The sequence below is a fragment of the Mesomycoplasma ovipneumoniae genome, assembly GCF_033343935.1.
Classification (GTDB): Bacteria; Bacillota_I; Bacilli_A; order Mycoplasmatales; family Metamycoplasmataceae; genus Mesomycoplasma; species Mesomycoplasma ovipneumoniae_G.
Map to the genome: position 1 here is coordinate 1 of NZ_JAWPGQ010000016.1, position 17,783 is coordinate 17,783.

The following is a 17,783-nucleotide window of genomic DNA, read 5'->3' on the forward strand; positions in this document are numbered from 1 at the left end:
AAATAGTAGTTGTATTTTTTTATGATTTTTGTTATTTTATCCATAAATTGATTTTTGCCAGTGTTTTTAGCTAAAAAAGGTAGTTTAGACATTTTATAATTTTGTTTTTTTAGTTAAGATTTTAGCTTTTTGTTAATAATTTAATTCACTTTTGGCTAAGGTTATTTTGACTTAAAACTTGTTTTCAACTTTTAGGTTTGTGCTTAATTTCAATTTTTGAATTAACAATTAAAAGATAAAAATTTAATTTTTCAAGGAACATTTTTGTCAAAAAGACAATAAAAAATGCAAAAAGGAAAATAATTGTTAAAACTGGGAAATTTCACGGCCATTTTCCTAGTTCGCCAATGGTTGGTTGTCCATCTTTTCCCATATAAAATCAATTTCCGTTTCAGGCTATTTTGAGTCGATTATCGCCTTGGTTTTCAATTATTTTTTCAATTGTTCAACTTAGAAAAAAAGTAAAAGATGCCATTAAAAAAGTAAATAATATCGATTTTCAGAAACTTTTTATATCTAATTTTGAGTTTTTACCATTAATAAATGTTAAAAAAAATGGTAAAACCAAACTTAAAAGGTGACTAATAATAAACTCTCAAAAAAGGTAATTATCAGGCGCTCAATTTATACCCAGATTTTTAGTTTTCGCCAAGTTCATTAACTCAGATTCACTAACATTTTGATTAACTTTTATTCCTTGAAATTCAATATCGTCCATAACAATTCCCGCATCAAAGCCAATTTGTGGAAAAGATAAAGCTAAAATTGAACCCAAAAAACCGGGAATTACTATGTATTTTGCCCAATTTGTTCTATTAAAAATCATTAAAGATGCACAAATTAAAACAATAAGTCGACACAAATGGAGTGGCAGATATTCTCATTTATAGATATAATCATTAATTTCTAGTAAAATTGTTCGACTAATATATGAAAAAAGTCAAATCAAAACGCCAATAAAAACAAATCAATTTTTTATTCTATAAAATAAAGTAACCTTAAATTGGATTTGGTTTTTACGAATGTACCATGTTTCCAAATTTTTGCGAAAAAGATACAACAGAACAATGCTTAGAAGACCTAGAATTAGCCCAATATAAACTATAAAAAAATATGAATTTGCATCTAAATCACTTTTTCTTCAATCAAAATAAAACATTTTATTTTTTTTAATTTCCATTAAAATAGATTTTAAGTGTTTTTAATTAAAATTTTAGGTTTTTTGGTATAATTATATAATTATAATTAAATTTCTATAAATTTTAATTGACTAAATTTAAAAAGAAAAAGCAAAAATGAAATGATAATAAAATTGCGAATTGCTATTTTTTCAATAATCTGACTATTTAAAATACGTAAAGTACGGTCTGTTTGGAAAAAATATTATAAAAAAAAAGTCGAACTTTCTCCTCAATATAGAAGCGATTTGGTTTTAAGTTACTCAAAGTTTATTTTAAAATTATTTGGCATAAAAATTAAAGTTTTTGGTTATGAAAATTTACCAAAAAACGCATCAATTTTAATCTCTAATCAAAATCAATTTTCTGACCATTTTGCATTATTTTCAGCACTTGAAAACCCATCAAAAGCTGAAGAAGATTTTAATCCAATTGTTAGTTTTTTTCTTGAAAAAAAGCGTTATTCCCGTAAAAATAAATGAATTTTTGGTTCTCTTGATTCACAGTTTTTAACTGAAAATGAGCAAGAAAATGTAAAAAAGTTTCAAAATTTTTTAAAATCAATCCGTGAAAAACGAGCTTTTGGAGTTATTTTTGCAAAAGAGAACTTCCATGACACAGAGCTAAATTTTCCAATTGAAATTTTTGAAACTATAAAAGAATCAGGTCTTGCAATTGTTCCTGTTTCAATTAAAGTAGTTAAAAAAAATACAGACAAAAATCAAACTAAAAAATTTAAAAATATCGAAGTTTTCATTCATAAACCTATAAAACCGGGAGCTGTTATTTCCCAAACAAGTAAATCCTTGAATTTAGCCACAAAAAAAACTATTACTGATTTTTACAAAGGTGAAAAATAATGGATTACGATATAAAATTAGCTAATTTTTCAGGACCTTTAGAATTACTTTTAGATTTAGTAAGATCAAAAAACATTAATATTTTAGATATTGACCTTGTTGATTTAGCAACTCAATATGTAAAAATAATTCAAATTTTAAAAGAAAAAAATATCCAAATTGCCGGCGAATATTTAGTTATTGCTTCTACTTTAGTTCATTTAAAGTCAAAAATTTTGCTTTTACCAAGTAAAGAAGAAAAATTAAAACCTGAAGATGAAAAAGATCGACTTGAATTTTTAGCTTTACTATATGACTATCAACAAATCAAAAATATTGCAAATATGTTAAAAGAACAGCAAGAGCACCGTAATGATTATTTTGAAAAAAATACCTCAGATTACAGTGATTTTCGCAGACCTCCAGATCCAAGTCAACTTGACGGACACTCGTCAGTACATAATTTATATAAAGTGTTAAAATTAATGTTTGACAGAACAAAAGCCAAAAATCTTATCAAAATTAAAACCCAACAAGTCCAGGTGACAGCTGACGAGCAAAGTTTATGGTTAAAAAATCTATTAAAAAAGGAAAATGAAATAGATTTTGAATACTTATTTTCACTTCCGACAATGAAACATTTTGTCATCACCATGATTTCAATGCTCGAAATGGCAAAAAAACAACTTCTACATTTAAAACAAGAACAACAGTTCTCAAAAATATCAATTTTCCGTGGGGGTTATGATGAAAACTAGAATTATTGAGGCAATTTTGTATCTTCAAGGTGAAAAAGGAGTTTCTTCTCAACAACTTCAGAGTGCGCTTAAATTATCAAAAATTAATGAAGCTCGTAAACTTTTAAAAGATTTTTCAGTCGAATTCAACCGTCAAAAAAGAGGTATAATTGTCGTTGAATTTGCTGATATTTTCAAATTTGTTACCGCAAAAGATTTAAAACCTTTTATTATTGACTTTGTCGGAAATGAAAAAAAATACCGTCTAAGTAATGCAGCAATTGAGGTCGCCGCTATAATTGCCTATAAACAACCTGTAACAAGAAGTGTTATTGCCCAAATTCGTGGTGGAATTAATTCTGATTATATCGTAGGTTCGCTATTAGCAAAAGGAATAATTGAGGAGTTAGGAACAGCTCCGAGCCCCGGGAATCCTACACTTTATGGTGTAACTTCGAGGTTTTTTGACTATTTTAAACTAAGATCGGCCAAGGATTTGCCTAAATTTAAAGAATTTGATTTATTAGACATTATTGAAGATCCTGGCCAAAGTGAAAATTTTGATCTTTTTTCTTCTCAACGAGAAACTGAATAAAATTTTATGAAATATTTAGCAATTAATCGCGATGTTAACCTAGAAGACCAAAAGTTGATTTTTTTTAATTATGATTCTCCACTTGAATTAAGTAATTCTAAAATTATCGGCTTTGTCGGTAATAAACCTAATTCAATAAATGAAAACTATATTTTTAGTTTAGCATCAACTATTTCTGATCTTGTTAAAGAAAAAAACTATCAGAAAATTTTAATAAATAGTAGTTCCAACAATTTTGGAATAGCTTTTGCATCAATTTTTTACAATGCTTTAGCCTCTGATCCTAACAAGGAAATTTTAATTTTTGAAGAAAAATATGGATATTCCCAAAGTTTAGCACGTCATTATTTTATAAATAATGATTTTGATTTTTTCATAAATATTGAAGTTAATTTGTCAAATAAAAACTTAAATCTAACAGTTTTAACCTTTTATAAAAAAAATTTAACACTTTTGACAGCTGAAGAAGAAAAAAAAATCAACAAAACCGAGCAAAAACCATTTTTTTATAGAAGTTCACAAATTTATTTAACGCCAAAATTTCATATTAATTCAGACCATATTTTGAAATTTTACAGTTATTTTGACTTAGATTTCTACAAATTAGCAAATTTGTACCAGTTTTATGATTCAGAGTCAACTTTTTTAACTAATTTTTTAAAAGATCATTTTGACACTGAAAAAAGTAAATTTTTACCAATAAAAAAGAGTTTTCCGATTGAAAAAATCACAAGACAAGTTAGCGATAATTCAATAATTTGAAAAAAAATCACAACAAGTGCTAAATTTATGACAAATGTGATTTTCTGAGTCAAAAAAAACAAAATTATAACTGCAGTTCGTAAAAAACTTAACTTTAATATTATAAAAGATAATGATTTTCAGTTGCTAGTGCTTGATTATCTTGAAAGAAATTGGAAAAATGGGAAATATTTTCTGATAAGTCATCAAGCTAATAACTACATTTCTGAGTTTATTGAGCAAAAATTTGGTGCTAAAATCACAAAATTTTGTGAGTATAATGAGAATTCAGAAACCGAATTACTTAAAATTCGAGAAAAAACTAGCGATGAAGTTGTTGTTATAACATCAAAAAGTGTTCATTTTGTTCCTAAAGTTTCTGAAAATTTAATTAAATACGGAATTAGTACTAAATTTTCCATTCTTTGGTATGTGAAAATTTTTGAATTTTACACCCAAAAAAATTTAAATATATTTGAAATTATCCAAAAGATGAAAAATGAGTTGAATTTTGTTTTTCAATATAAGTACCGAATGAAAGCAACTCCATCAACTTTTGATAAAATTGTAAACTTGCTTGTAAATGAAAGCGACGCTGAATTTCGTCCACAGGGATACAACATTTCAAATTCAGATTCAGGAAAACATTCGATAAAATTAAAAGTTAATTTACAAAATAACGATTTTTACACATTAATTTACTTTAAACCAAAAGAAGAATTAACACTCTATACAAATTTTTTATCAAAAAATCACACCGAAAAAGAAGCCGTTTTTTTGGAAAACCTTCTTATTGATAAAGTTAAACTTGCAAATAAAAATTTAGTATCATCAAAAAACAATAAAGCGAAGGATTTTCTTAAATTCGGGATTTTTATAACAACTATTGTCGTAATTTTAATTCTTTTATTTTATAATTTTTACAACTCTAGTTTTGCAGACGGCTCGCCTACAAAAATTTTTGTTAAATTTTATGAGTTTTTTTTCAAATCTCGGGTAAACAGATTAGTTCTTCTTGGCGCAATTGCTCATTTTTTATTTTGAAATTTAACTTCAACCCTGCAATTACGGCGAATTTTTAAATATCAGAAGGTAAAAACCAGATTTAGACACCTTTTTATCGCCACTTTTATCGCCACCTTTATGCAATTTTCTACACCTTTTTCATTTGGTGGCGAAATAAGTTATTATTGATATTTGCAAAAAAAGAAATATCCACTGAAAAATATCAGCGCAACCTTGACATATAACGCCCTAATTCATCAGGTTTTTAATTTATTTGTCAGTTTGATTTTAATTCCGGTTGGATTTATTTACTATCGTGATCTTTTTATTTTAGATTCCTGGGAAAAAATTATTTTTTTTGCTTGACTTGTTGTCAATATTTTTTTAAATGTTTTAGTTTTACTAATAATTATAATTATTTCTGTTTGAAAAAAATTGCAATATTTGTTGATTAAATTATTTGTTTCACTTTTAAATCTCAATTTTTTAAAAAAAATTGAGGACAGACAAAGATTAGAATACCGTTTTCAATTTTTAATTGATAATTTTAAAAACCATTTTATGGAAGTTTTGTCTAATAAAAAACTGTTGGCAAAAATACTTTTGCTTTACAAATTACCAGTTTTTTTCATAAATTTTTCTTTTGTAATTTTAATTATCACTTTAAAAGAACAAGGTTTAGATCTAAGTAACATTAATTTTCATGATTATCTCAAATTTATATCAGGATTTACGCTCTTACAAATTTCAAACAACCTCTCGCCTTCTCCGGGTGGAGTTGGTTCGGCTGATTTAATAACAAAATTAATTTTCAAAAGCTTTTTTGATGAAGCAAACTCTTTAAATTTAGATATTTTTAACTTTACTAATAGAATTTATACTTGATTTTTGCCTTATTTATTATCAGCAATTGGAATTTTGACTGTTTGAGTAGGCGAAAAAAGAGTTGACCGCTACAAAGAAATCCAAAATACGATGCAAGAAAACTTAATTTTGAATTACAAACTGAAAAAACAAGACAGTCATATCTTTTTTTATGCTTTATTTTTTTGAGCAATTGTCGCTACCGGGATTCTAATTTTTGTTTTTGCGATTTAATTTTTAGCTCGATTTGCGCAGCTTTTGCAATCATAGCCCCATTATCAGTGCAAAATTCCCTTTTTGGAATAACAATTTTATAATTTTTTTCATATTCTTTAAATAATGCTCTAATTGCAGAATTTGCTGCAACGCCGCCAACTAAAGTTAAGGTTTTTATACTTTTATTGTCATTTAAAACAAAATCAAGCTGTCTTTTTAAATATTTTATTATTGTTTCTTGAAAAGAAACAGCGATTTTTTGGACATTTTTTAAATCAAGTTTATTTTTTTGCTTCATTTGGTTAGTAAAATTTATGACTTGAGTTTTTAGCCCGCTAAAAGAAAAATCAAAAGGATTTGCAAGCCTTTTTGGCAAACTGAAATTGATTAACTCGCCAATATTTTGTCGATTTTGTTGTCAAATTTGGTCAATTTTAGGTCCGCCCGGCAACACTAAGCCCAAATTTCTGCCAATTTTATCATAAATTTCGCCCAGAGCATCATCAACTGTTGAGCCAATAATTTCAAGTTCACTCTCGTTTTTAGCCAAAATTCATTGACTGTGACCTCCAGAAATTAAAAGTGAAAGTGCTGGAAAAACAATTTCATCATCAATATTTGCCGACCAAAAATGACCTAAAAGATGGTTAACTGGAATCAAAGGCTTATTAAAATAAAGACTTAATGCGTTTGCAAATAAAAACCCTATTTTCAAAGCGCCCAATAATCCGGGATTATTTGTGTAGGCAATAGCATCAATCGAGGAAAAATCAACCCGTTTTTGCAATAATTTCTCTAAAATTATTGCTAAATTTCGCGAATGTTCGCGAGCAGCAAGTTCTGGAATTGTACCACCAAATTTTTGGTGAAATTCAATTTGACTAATTGTTAAAATTATTTCAACTTTTTCATCACTTAAAAGAGCAACAGATGCATCATCATGGGAGGTTTCAATACCTAAAATTTTCATTTTTCTGCCTTTTATTTTTTTTATTTTATTATATAATATTTTATGATATAATTATAAAAATATGGGCCAGTACTCAAGAGGCTGAAGAGGACGCACTGCTAACGCGTTAGGGGAGTGAAATCCCGCGCAGGTTCAAATCCTGTCTGGCCCGCCAAAACCCTTTCGTTTTCGTTTTCTATTTCTTTTAAAGCATGATACATTAAAAAATAGTTTATATTTTTATTGCCTCCTTATTTTGTTTTTTATTTATAAATTGCGTGTTTCCATTTATTTATTAAATTATTTTTTTATGTTTTCATCCATGTTTAGTAAACTCCTTTCTTAATTTTTTATTTATGATATATTTTGTGGTTTTTTTGTAAAATCATGTTTAAAACCTCCTTTCTAAATTTATAGTTATAATTAATTTTTTCTTTTTTTAATACATGTTTAGAATCTCCCTTCTAAATTCTTATTAATAAAATTCTTTTTATTTTTTGTAAAAACAAAGTTTATTATGTGTGTTTACATGCATTTTTAGATTTTCCTTTTCATATTTTTCTTTGTAAAATAAATTTTATTTTTGTCAATAACAAAATTCATTATGTATGTCTTCATGCATGTGTAAAATCTCCTTTCATTATTATTAATTTATAAGTTATATTTTATTTTTGTGAATTACAAAATTCATTTATTTAATCTCTCGTCGTTCTCAATAAAAAAGTCTATAAAAAATCTCTAATCTCTAAAAAATATCTATAATACAACTCTATAAAAAAAAGGCAAATTCTCATTTGCCTTTTTTAATTATTTTAAATAAAATAATTATCTATTTTGCTGAGTTTACCAGTTTGGCAGCGAAAATTCACCTTTTAGTGAATATAAATATGAAAAAACACCGGTAAATCCGGGTTTTTTGGTCTAAAATCTTAATTTTTATTATTGTAAATTTAATCTTTTGCAAAAAAAATGCTTGGTCTAAAAAAAATTTCTGTTATAATATGAGTCACTAAGAACGAATTAATAAATTTTGATATGAATTAAGGGGGAATTATTATGTTTTTTGTCGTATTAAAATAAGATAATGCGAATTATCCATTATATTTTTAAATATGATGGAATGCCTTAAATTTGACCGTTTAGAAATCTACAAATTTATGGCTTTTAGTTATGGCTCTTTCAAAACTTCACATATTTTTTTAGGCTCAATGTAAGTAAAAATGAGTTTTCTATTTACATTGAGTTTAAATAGTAGTTGTATTTTTTTTATTATTTTTGTTATTTGACCATAAATGATTTTTGGCAGTGTTTTAACTAAAAAAGGTAGTTTAAATATTTTATAATTTTGCTGCTTTTTAAGTTAAAAAAGTGTCCAAAACACGGACACTTTTTTAATTGATTAAAGTAAAATAATTATTTATTTTTGAATAAAGTATCTGATAACTCTAACGAATTGTGCAACAAATGAAGATTCATTGTCGTATCAAGTGTATAGTTTGTATAATCTTTTACCATCAACTTCAACAAATTTTGTTAAGGTTGCATCAAAAATTGAACCATGTGTGTCCCCGATAATGTCGCTAGAAACAATAGGTTCGTCGCAATAATAAAAGGATTCGCTTTCGTATTTTTTAATAGCTTTATTAAGTTCTTCAATAGAAGGTGATGATTTTAATTCAACACTTAAGTCAACAAAAGAACCTGTAATTACCGGCACTCTTATAGCAATTCCGTCTAATTTTCCAGTTAAGGAAGGAACAACAAGACCAATTGCTTTTGCAGCACCAGTTGAAGAAGGTACTAAGTTAACAGCGGCAGCACGTGCTCTTCTTAGATCTTTATGTGGCGCATCTTGAATTCTTTGGTCGGCAGTATAAGCATGAACTGTTGTCATAAATCCATGGCTTATTCCAAATTCTTTTTCAAGCGCATTTACAAGTGGAGCAAGCGCGTTTGTTGTACATGATGCAGAAGATAAAATTTTATCGTTTTCATCAACAGTGTGGCAGTTTACATTGTGAACGATAGTTTTTACATCACTTCCAGCAGGAGCAGAAACTAGAACTTTTTTTGCACCAGCATTAAGGTGTAAAGTAGCCCCAGCTTTTGATGCATAACGCCCTGTACATTCAAGAACTAAATCAATTTCTAGTTGTCCTCAAGGTAACATTTCAGGGTCTTTTTCTGAAAAAACCTGAATTTTTTTGTCATTGATTACAAGATAATTCTTGTCTTCTTCTTTTAAAACGCTAACAGTTCCAGAAAATCTTCCTTGGGCAGAGTCGTATTTTAAAAGGTGAGCTAAAACAGATGCATCAGTCAGATCATTAATTGCAACAACCTCTAAATTTTCATCTTTAAGATCTAGAAGTTGGCGAAGTGCTAATCTACCGATTCTTCCAAAGCCGTTAATTGCAATTTTTTTCATTTTATTCCTCATTTCATTAGTCTAATTTTTTTAAAAAAATTGACTAAAATTTTTTTTATAGTAAATTTTACCACTTTCTTACTAGTTTACTTTAAAATTTCAAATATTATTTTATTTTTGTATAAAATTTTTAGTATAAAACCCAGAAAGGCTTATATGACTTATTCAGTTGAGAAACTTAAACTTTTAAAAGGACTTGAAGCTGTAAAAAAACGACCTGGAATGTATATAGGTTCAACAGACATTAACGGACTTCATCAATTAATCTGAGAAATTTTTGACAATGCAGTTGATGAAGTAATTGCTGGTTTTGCAAATGAAATTAAAGTGGTAATAAATCTTGATAATTCAGTTGAAATTAGTGATAATGGTCGCGGAATTCCAGCTGAAATTCATAAAAAGACCGGTAAAACTGGTGTTGAATTAGTTTTTACAGAACTTCATTCAGGAGCTAAATTTTCTGATGAAATTTATAAAACTGCCGGCGGACTCCACGGAGTTGGCTCATCAGTCGTAAATGCATTATCTAAAAAAATGGAAGTTTTTGTTTCTCGTAACCAAAAATTGTTTTATACATCTTTTATTAACGGTGGAAAAATTGAAAATAGAACCCAAGAATTAGGACCTAGCAAAATTAGTGGCACAAAAATAGTATTTTTGCCTGATTTTTCATTTTTTTCGCACAAAGAATATGATCCTGACATGATAATTTCAAGGTTACAGGAAACTTGTTTTTTAGTTAAAAATTTAAAAATCGATTTTGTCGATCTAAAAAACGGTATTGAAAAAACTTTTCAGTTTAGTAAAGGAATTGAAAATTTTGTTGAATTTTTAAACAAAGATAGCCAAAAAATTCATGACAAAATTATCGCTTTTAAAGAAAAAAGTCAAGAAATCATAGTAGAATTTGCATTTCAGTATGTCGATTCTCAGCAGGAAAATATTATCTCATTTGTCAATAACGTAAAAACAAATTTAGGTGGAAGTCACGAAAATGGTCTAAAATCTGGAATTGTAAAAGCAATTAATACTTACGGTCAACAAAACAATTTGCTGAAAAATAAGCAAATTTTTGACTTTAATGATGTAAAAGTTGGCCTTTCCTTAATTTTATCGCTGCGAATTCCTGAGCCAATTTTGGAATTTGTCGGGCAAACTAAAAATAAATTAGCAACAGTCTTGGCAAAAACAGTTACAGAAGAGGTCGTTTTTAGAAATTTAATGTCCTTTTTTATTCAAAATAAAGAAGCTGCACAAAAAATTATTACTTTTTTACTGAATGTTTATCAGCAAAAGGAAAAGTTAAAATTAAGTCTAACAGAAACAAAAATTTCTAAGTCTGTAGCCAAAGAAAAACGGATTTTATCAGGGAAATTAACTCCTGCTAATTCAAAAAAAGCTATGAATCGCGAGCTTTTTTTAGTTGAAGGTGAATCAGCTGGTGGTTCAGCAAAACTTGCGCGAAATCGCGAATTTCAAGCAATTTTACCGCTAAAAGGTAAAATTGTAAATTCACAAAAAACTCGACTGATCGAAGTTTTAAAAAATGAAGAAATTATTGCCATTATTAGCGCTTTAGGAACTGGAATTGGTCAGAATTTTAACCTCAAAAACTTAAATTATGGCAAAATCATTATTATGACCGATGCTGACAATGACGGTGCTCACATTCAAATTTTAATTTTGACCTTCTTGTTTTATCATATGCGTCCTTTAATTGAAAATGGTTTTGTCTATATTGCTCAGCCGCCTTTGTACCGAATTAGTGAAAAAAATAAGAAAGACATTTATATTTGAGAAGAAAAAGAATTTCATGAATATGTAAAAAAACATCCTAATGCTCAAATTCAACGTTATAAAGGTCTTGGTGAAATGAATGCATCCCAACTTTGACAGACAACAATGGATCCTGAAAAACGAATTTTAGAAAAGGTTTTAATCGAAGACCTTGAAAAAGTTGAGGAAAATTTCCGCATTTTAATGGGAGAAAGAGCTGATTTGCGTAAAAATTGAATTCAAGAAAATGTTGACTTTTCACTTGAAGATAGTTTTATTGACAATTTAAAGGAGCCAGTCTATGAGTAAAAATTTCGATTTAATCATTAACTCCAAGTTAGATCAAATTTTGGCCGAAAAATTTACGCGCTACTCAAAATATATAATTCAAAACAGAGCAATTCCAGATGTTCGCGACGGCCTAAAACCTGTTCAGAGAAGAATTCTTTATTCAATGTGACAGCTTGGTCTAAAAAATACTAAAAATTACAAAAAATCAGCCAGAGTTGTTGGAGATGTAATTGGTAAATTTCACCCTCACGGAGATTCATCGATTTATGATGCGCTAGTCCGGCTGTCTCAAGAGTGAAAAATTAACATTCCACTTGTAGAAATGCACGGAAATAAAGGCTCAATTGACGATGATCCCCCTGCTGCAATGAGGTATACCGAGGTTAGGCTAGCCCAAATTACTGAACATTTGCTTGAATTACTGTCAAAAAATGTCGTAAATTTCTATCCTAATTTTGATGATAGTGAAAAAGAGCCCACAGTTTTACCAGCAATTTTTCCTAACTTGCTAATTAACGGGGCAATCGGAATTGCAAGTGGTTTTGCAACAGAAATACCTCCTCATAATTTAGTTGAAGTAATCCAAGCTGTAATTTTAATGATCAAAAATCCTTTAATTACAAACGCGCAAATTTCCAAAGTTATTTTAGGTCCTGATTTTCCCACAGGCGGAATAGTTTATGGAAAAGCCGGAATTTTAGATGCTTTTGAAACCGGAAAAGGAAAAATCCAAATTTCATCATCATACAAAATTTCTGAAAAAAACAAGCAAAAAGTGATCGAAATTTCTTCTATTCCTTTTGGAATTTCAAAAGCTAATTTGATTCAGCAAATCGACACAATTCGCTTTGAAGAAAAAATTAGCGGAATTAAAGAGGTAATTGACCAATCTGATCAAAATGGTGTGCTTATTTTTGTTGAACTTGAAAAAGATGCAAACGCTGAATTAATCCTTAATTATTTGTTGCAAAAAACAGATATGCAAATTTATTATTCCTATAATTCAGTAGCAATTTGCAATAATTCACCAAAATTACTGTCAATTAAAGAAATGATTGCTTATTTTCTTGAGCATTTAAGAAAAGTTAAACTAGGCGAATTTAATTATGAACTTTTTAAAAGCAAAAAAAGGCTTGAAATTATAGAAGGTTTTTTAAAAGTTGCCGATATAACTAATGAAGTAATTGAAATTATCCGTAAATCTGATAATTCAAAAGCGGGTGTAATTGCTGATTTAGTTAAATATTTAAATTTTACTGAAGTTCAAGCTGAAGCAATTGCTTCGATGCGTTTGTATAGATTGTCTAAAATTGAACAGCAGTCATTTTTAAATGAATCAAAAACTTTAGCACAAAACATTGAAGAATTTCAAAAACTTATTGAAAACAAAGAAGAATTTGACCTTCATTTAATTTCTATGTTAGAAAATTTTGCTAAGATTTACGGTTCTCCACGAAAAACTAAAATAGTTGACAAAGAATTGCAAGTAAAAATTAACCATCAAGATTTAATTAAGGACGAACAGTTTTATTTTTGAGTTTCTAAGAGCGGTCTTTTTAAAAAAATGAACATAAAAAATCATGCAGTCGAGGAAATTGAAAAAATTCAATTACCTTCAGAAGATTTTTTTATTTTTCAAGGTAAAATAAATCAACGTCAAAAAGGACTTTTTTTATCAAATAAAGGTGATGTTGGGATGTTGTTAGCTCATCAACTCGAAGAATTAACGCTAAAAAATAACCCTAATAACTTAAAAATTTCTCTTGGCCTCAAAAATGATCACGAATTAATTAATTCTTTTTTTGTTGATGACCTAGATTCTAATCATTTTTTGCTTTTTATAACTAAATTTGGTTATGCAAAAAGAATGCAACTAAAAGAAATAGCAAAAATTAGACCAAATAACATGATAAATTGCTTTAAACCCAAAGAGGGTGATGAATTAATTAGCATTTTTTTAGAAAATAAATTAAAAAACATCGTTTTAATCACGTCACACAATCGTGCACTAAAAATAAGTGCTTCAGATGTTCCAATTTATGGTCGTATTTCTTCAGGTGTAAAAATTTTAAAACTTCAAAAAAATGAAAAAATTGTCGCATCTGTTTTAATTGACTCTTCTGAAGAAATCGCGGTTATTGATAATTATTCACGTTTTGAAAAAATTGCGTCAGAAAAGCTTCATTTTGGTAATAGAACAATTGCTCCTAAAAGCTTTGATTCAAAACTTGATTTTTCTATAATTCCAAAAAGTGTCGAAATTTATAGTGAAAATTTGCAAGTTTTCGATTTTGACACTACTTTAAAGGTCGTTCCAGTCCAAAAATTTATCAATTTTGACCCTAATCCTAAAAAAAATTACAAATTATTTTTAACAACTGATAAAAATAATGAAAATTTACCAAATTTTATTGAACAAAATCAAGCAAATTCTAGTAAGATTTTAAAGACTAAACTTCAAGAAATAAGTGAAATTGACATAAATTTAATTCTTGAAAAGATTGAAAAGGAATAAACAATGGATAAAAATTTCTATAAAAATTCGCTCAATATATTTTCCACAGATTTCTCAATGAAAGCTAATTTGCCTCAAAAGGACAAATTTTTCACTGAATTTTGAAAAAATGAAGACATTTATCAAAAACTTTTAAAAAAAAATGTTAATAATCCAAGATTTATTCTTCATGACGGACCTCCTTATGCAAATGGTGACATTCATATCGGTCATGCTCTTAATAAAGTTTTAAAAGATATAATAGTTAGATATAAATCAATGTCTGGTTTTTATTCACCTTTTGTCCCAGGTTGAGATACTCACGGTCTTCCAATTGAAAATAAAATTATTAACCAAATTGAGACAAAATCGACATTAGAAATTCGCCAAAAAGCTAATGATTTTGCTAATTCACAAATTTTAGTTCAAAAAAAACAGTTTGAAAAATTGAATTTATTAACAGATTTTAGCCAAATTTATCAAACAAATGACCCGCATTATGAAGCAAGGCAACTTAAATTATTTAAAAAAATTGCTGAAAAAGGTCTAATTTATCGTGCTTTAAAGCCAATTTATTGATCTCCTTCAAGTCAAAGTGCCCTAGCTGAAGCCGAAATTGAGTATCTAAATCACCGTTCTCCTTCCATTTTTGTTGCTTTTGAGGTTAAAAATGGCAACAATTTTGTAAAAAGTGGCGATAAAATCATTATTTGAACAACAACCCCTTGAACACTAATTGCAAATGCAGGAGTTGCCGCTGGTCTAAATTTTGACTATGTTAGAGTAAAAGTTGGATCAAATTTTTACATTTTAGCAGAAAAATTATTACAAACATTAGCCTCAAGTTTTGACTGAGATTCTTATGAAATTATTGACACATTTTTAGGAAAAAACCTTGTAAATATCGAGTATTTTCACCCTATTTTTGATAAAGTTTGCCCTATAGTTTCAGGTCACCATGTTACTTTGGATGCTGGTTCGGGCCTTGTTCATCTTGCGCCACTTTTTGGGGAAGATGACTACTGAATTGGTCGAGAAAATAACCTTGAAATGCTTATGCACGTTGAAGATGATGGAAAATTTAATGAAAAAGCAGGTCAATTTTCCGGTCAATTTTATGATTCAGCAAATAAATTAATAAGCGAATATCTCAAGGAAAAACAATCACTTTTAAAATTAAATTTTATCACCCACTCATTCCCTCATGATTGGCGAACATTAAAACCCGTAATTTATCGTGGCACACCTCAGTGATTTGTTTCTGTTGAAAAAATTAAAAAAGAACTTGAAACAGCGATAAATGAAATTGAATTTCCTGAAAAATGACTCAAAAACCGCTTAACAAAAATGATAATTGACAGAAAAGACTGACTAATTTCGCGCCAGAGAAGTTGAGGCATTCCGCTGATTATTTTTTATGACAAAAATAAAAATCCTGTCTTAGATAAGCCAGAAATTTTTGACCATATAATTTCACAAGTTCAAGAATTTGGCTCTTCAATCTGATATCAAAAAACAGCTGACGAACTTTTGCCTCCTAAATATCAAAATTTAGGTTGGACAAAAGAAAACGATATTTTGGATGTCTGATTTGATTCAGGAGTTAGTTTTCTGGCCGCAAATATTAACAACGAAAATCCTCCTTTTGATATTTATTTAGAAGGATCTGACCAATATCGCGGCTGATTTAACTCATCTTTAATAAATTCGGTGATATATTTTGGTTTTTCACCTTATAAAAAATTACTGTCTCATGGTTTTGTCGTTGATTCAAAAGGGAACAAAATGTCAAAATCAAGAGGAAATGGAGTTGATCCGCTTGTAATTTTGAATAAGTACGGCTGTGATATTTTTCGACTTTGAGTTGCAAATAGTGAATATTATAATGACATTGTTTATTCAGAGTCAATTTTTGAGCAAAATGTTGAAATTTACCGTAAAATTCGCAACACAGTTCGATTTTTAATCACAAATTTAGCAGATTTTGAACCAAAACAATATGAATTACAAGAAGTTGATCTATTTATATATAATAAAATTCAAAAGCTAAAAAATGAAATAATTCAGTATTATGATGAATATCGCTTTGTTCGTGTTGTAAAAATAATTAATAATTTTATAATTGAATTTTCTAATTTTTATCTATCTATTGTTAAAGATATTTTATATGCTGATTCAAAAAATTCAGCAAAAAGACGCTTAATTCAATACGTTTTTTATGAACTTTTATTGGTTTTAAATATTGCAATTGCGCCAATTATGCCAACAACAGCTGAAGAAATTTACCAATTTGTTCAAAAAAGTGAAAAGCAAATATCAATTCACCTGGAAAATTTCTTTAAAAAGTCTAATTTTGATCCAAAATTAGATGAAAAATGAACTGAATTTTTTGATGTCAAAAATTCAGTTTATCAACTAATTGAACAAAAAATTCAATCAAAAGAAATAAATCGCTCAAATGAAATTGCAGTTGTTTTAGATTCTAATTCCTCAAATTTTCTAAAATCACTTGATCTTGTGAAATTATTAATGGTTGCAAAAGTCGAATTTAAGGATCAAATAAGCATTTATAGCCTTAATTGACCTAAATGTCCAAGATGTTGAAACCATTTTGAAAAAATTCAGGATGTTTGTGACCGTTGTTTTGAGGTTTTGAATGAAAACAAAAATTAACCTCGTTATCAAATATATTAATTCAAAATATATTAAAATCGGCAAAAAACGTTTACTAATTAACATTTTGATTGCTTTTTTGGTTATTCTGGTTACTCTATTAATTGATCAACTAACAAAAAATTTAATTTTCACCTACGATGAGTATAGAGAATCAACCGATAAAGCAGTCTTTGTCAAAATTATTTCATGAGGTTTTATTGGTTTTCGTCCACTTTTGCATCAAGGTGTAACTTCGGGAGTTAATAATATTATTGGTTTTACAGGTATTCATATTTTTGCCTTTTTATTAAGTTTGTTACTTTTGATTTTGATTCCCTTTTCAAAAAAATATTCCTTAACAATTTTTATGGCCATACTATTAGGTGGGAATTGAGGTAATGAAATTGACCGAATTTTGGATGATAATCATGTAAAAGACTTGCTTTTTCTGCCATTTGTAAGATCAAGTGGGACATTTAATTTTGCAGATATTTTTATTTTTGTCGGCCCCATTGGAATTTTTATTGTCTCTCTTTATGATCATGCTCAACCTTGAATTTCAAAAAAACTCAAAAATAAAATCTTTAGGAAAAAAAGCAAAAACTAAAAAAACGCTGTAATTTACAGCATTTTTTACAAATAAGACTAATAATTTGTTAAAACAGCTGAGTTTTCCAGTTTGATGGTGAAAATTCACTTTTTAGTGAATCTAAATATGCGAAAATGCCCGTAAATACGGGTTTTTTGTGCTAAAAACTTAATTTTTATAGTTTTGAAATTAACCTTTTGCAAAAAAAAAAAAAAAAATGCTTGGTCTGAAAAAAATTCTGTTATAATAGAGTCACTAAGAATGAATTAATAAATTTTATATTGAATTAGGGGGAATTAGTTATGTTTTTTGTCTAATGTGTTCTGATAGCGCGAATTTTTCATCATGTTTTTAAATATGATGGTATGCCATAAATTTGACCGTTTAGAAATCTATAAATTTAGGGCTTTTGGTTATTGTTCTTTC

At 28.0% G+C, this 17,783-nt stretch carries 11 protein-coding genes and 1 tRNA gene; 9 read left to right on the forward strand and 3 right to left on the reverse strand.

The annotated features are described in order from the left end of the window. Positions 1–121 precede the first annotated feature (121 nt). Positions 122–1,180, reverse strand: a complete 1,059-nt coding sequence (locus tag R7X45_RS03360) for a YwaF family protein (RefSeq protein ID WP_318055899.1) — start codon at positions 1,178–1,180, stop codon at positions 122–124. A gap of 120 nt (positions 1,181–1,300) precedes the next feature. On the opposite strand from R7X45_RS03360, the gene R7X45_RS03365 reads away from it, so the two are divergent. From R7X45_RS03365 to R7X45_RS03380, 4 genes are read left to right on the forward strand one after another with little or no spacing between them, the layout of a single operon-like run. Then, positions 1,301–2,038, forward strand: a complete 738-nt coding sequence (locus tag R7X45_RS03365) for a hypothetical protein (RefSeq protein ID WP_318055900.1) — start codon at positions 1,301–1,303, stop codon at positions 2,036–2,038. Further along, positions 2,038–2,775, forward strand: coding sequence for a segregation/condensation protein A (locus R7X45_RS03370; protein WP_318055901.1), 738 nt, complete (start codon positions 2,038–2,040; stop codon positions 2,773–2,775). The genes R7X45_RS03365 and R7X45_RS03370 overlap by 1 nt, the downstream gene beginning before the upstream one ends. After that, positions 2,765–3,349, forward strand: coding sequence for an SMC-Scp complex subunit ScpB (gene scpB, locus R7X45_RS03375; protein WP_010320964.1), 585 nt, complete (start codon positions 2,765–2,767; stop codon positions 3,347–3,349). Before R7X45_RS03370 ends, scpB begins: the two co-directional genes overlap by 11 nt. A gap of 6 nt (positions 3,350–3,355) precedes the next feature. Then, entirely contained in the window at positions 3,356–6,193 is a 2,838-nt protein-coding gene (locus tag R7X45_RS03380) for a lysylphosphatidylglycerol synthase transmembrane domain-containing protein (RefSeq protein WP_318055902.1), read from the forward strand. Here the strand turns inward: R7X45_RS03380 and tsaD are convergent. Then, positions 6,159–7,145, reverse strand: a complete 987-nt coding sequence (gene tsaD / locus R7X45_RS03385; RefSeq protein ID WP_318055903.1) for a tRNA (adenosine(37)-N6)-threonylcarbamoyltransferase complex transferase subunit TsaD — start codon at positions 7,143–7,145, stop codon at positions 6,159–6,161. The genes R7X45_RS03380 and tsaD overlap by 35 nt on opposite strands. A gap of 63 nt (positions 7,146–7,208) precedes the next feature. Between tsaD and R7X45_RS03390 the strand changes: the two genes are divergently transcribed. Further along, a tRNA-Ser gene (locus R7X45_RS03390) sits at positions 7,209–7,299 on the forward strand. A gap of 1,242 nt (positions 7,300–8,541) precedes the next feature. Here R7X45_RS03390 and gap read toward each other — a convergent pair. Beyond that, positions 8,542–9,552 carry a type I glyceraldehyde-3-phosphate dehydrogenase gene (gap, locus tag R7X45_RS03395; protein ID WP_334308817.1) on the reverse strand — a complete coding sequence of 337 codons (1,011 nt, stop codon included), beginning with the start codon at positions 9,550–9,552 and terminating at the stop codon, positions 8,542–8,544. A 156-nt stretch (positions 9,553–9,708) separates the two neighbouring features. Between gap and R7X45_RS03400 the strand changes: the two genes are divergently transcribed. From R7X45_RS03400 to R7X45_RS03415, 4 genes are read left to right on the forward strand one after another with little or no spacing between them, the layout of a single operon-like run. After that, on the forward strand, positions 9,709–11,637 hold the full coding sequence (locus R7X45_RS03400) for a type IIA DNA topoisomerase subunit B (protein WP_318055905.1): 1,929 nt from the start codon (positions 9,709–9,711) through the stop codon (positions 11,635–11,637). Next, positions 11,630–14,134, forward strand: coding sequence for a DNA topoisomerase (ATP-hydrolyzing) (locus R7X45_RS03405; protein WP_318055906.1), 2,505 nt, complete (start codon positions 11,630–11,632; stop codon positions 14,132–14,134). The genes R7X45_RS03400 and R7X45_RS03405 overlap by 8 nt, the downstream gene beginning before the upstream one ends. Positions 14,135–14,137: 3 nt before the next feature. Beyond that, positions 14,138–16,786, forward strand: a complete 2,649-nt coding sequence (gene ileS, locus R7X45_RS03410; RefSeq protein WP_318055907.1) for an isoleucine--tRNA ligase — start codon at positions 14,138–14,140, stop codon at positions 16,784–16,786. After that, entirely contained in the window at positions 16,770–17,375 is a 606-nt protein-coding gene (locus tag R7X45_RS03415) for a signal peptidase II (protein WP_318055908.1), read from the forward strand. The genes ileS and R7X45_RS03415 overlap by 17 nt, the downstream gene beginning before the upstream one ends. Positions 17,376–17,783 lie beyond the last annotated feature (408 nt).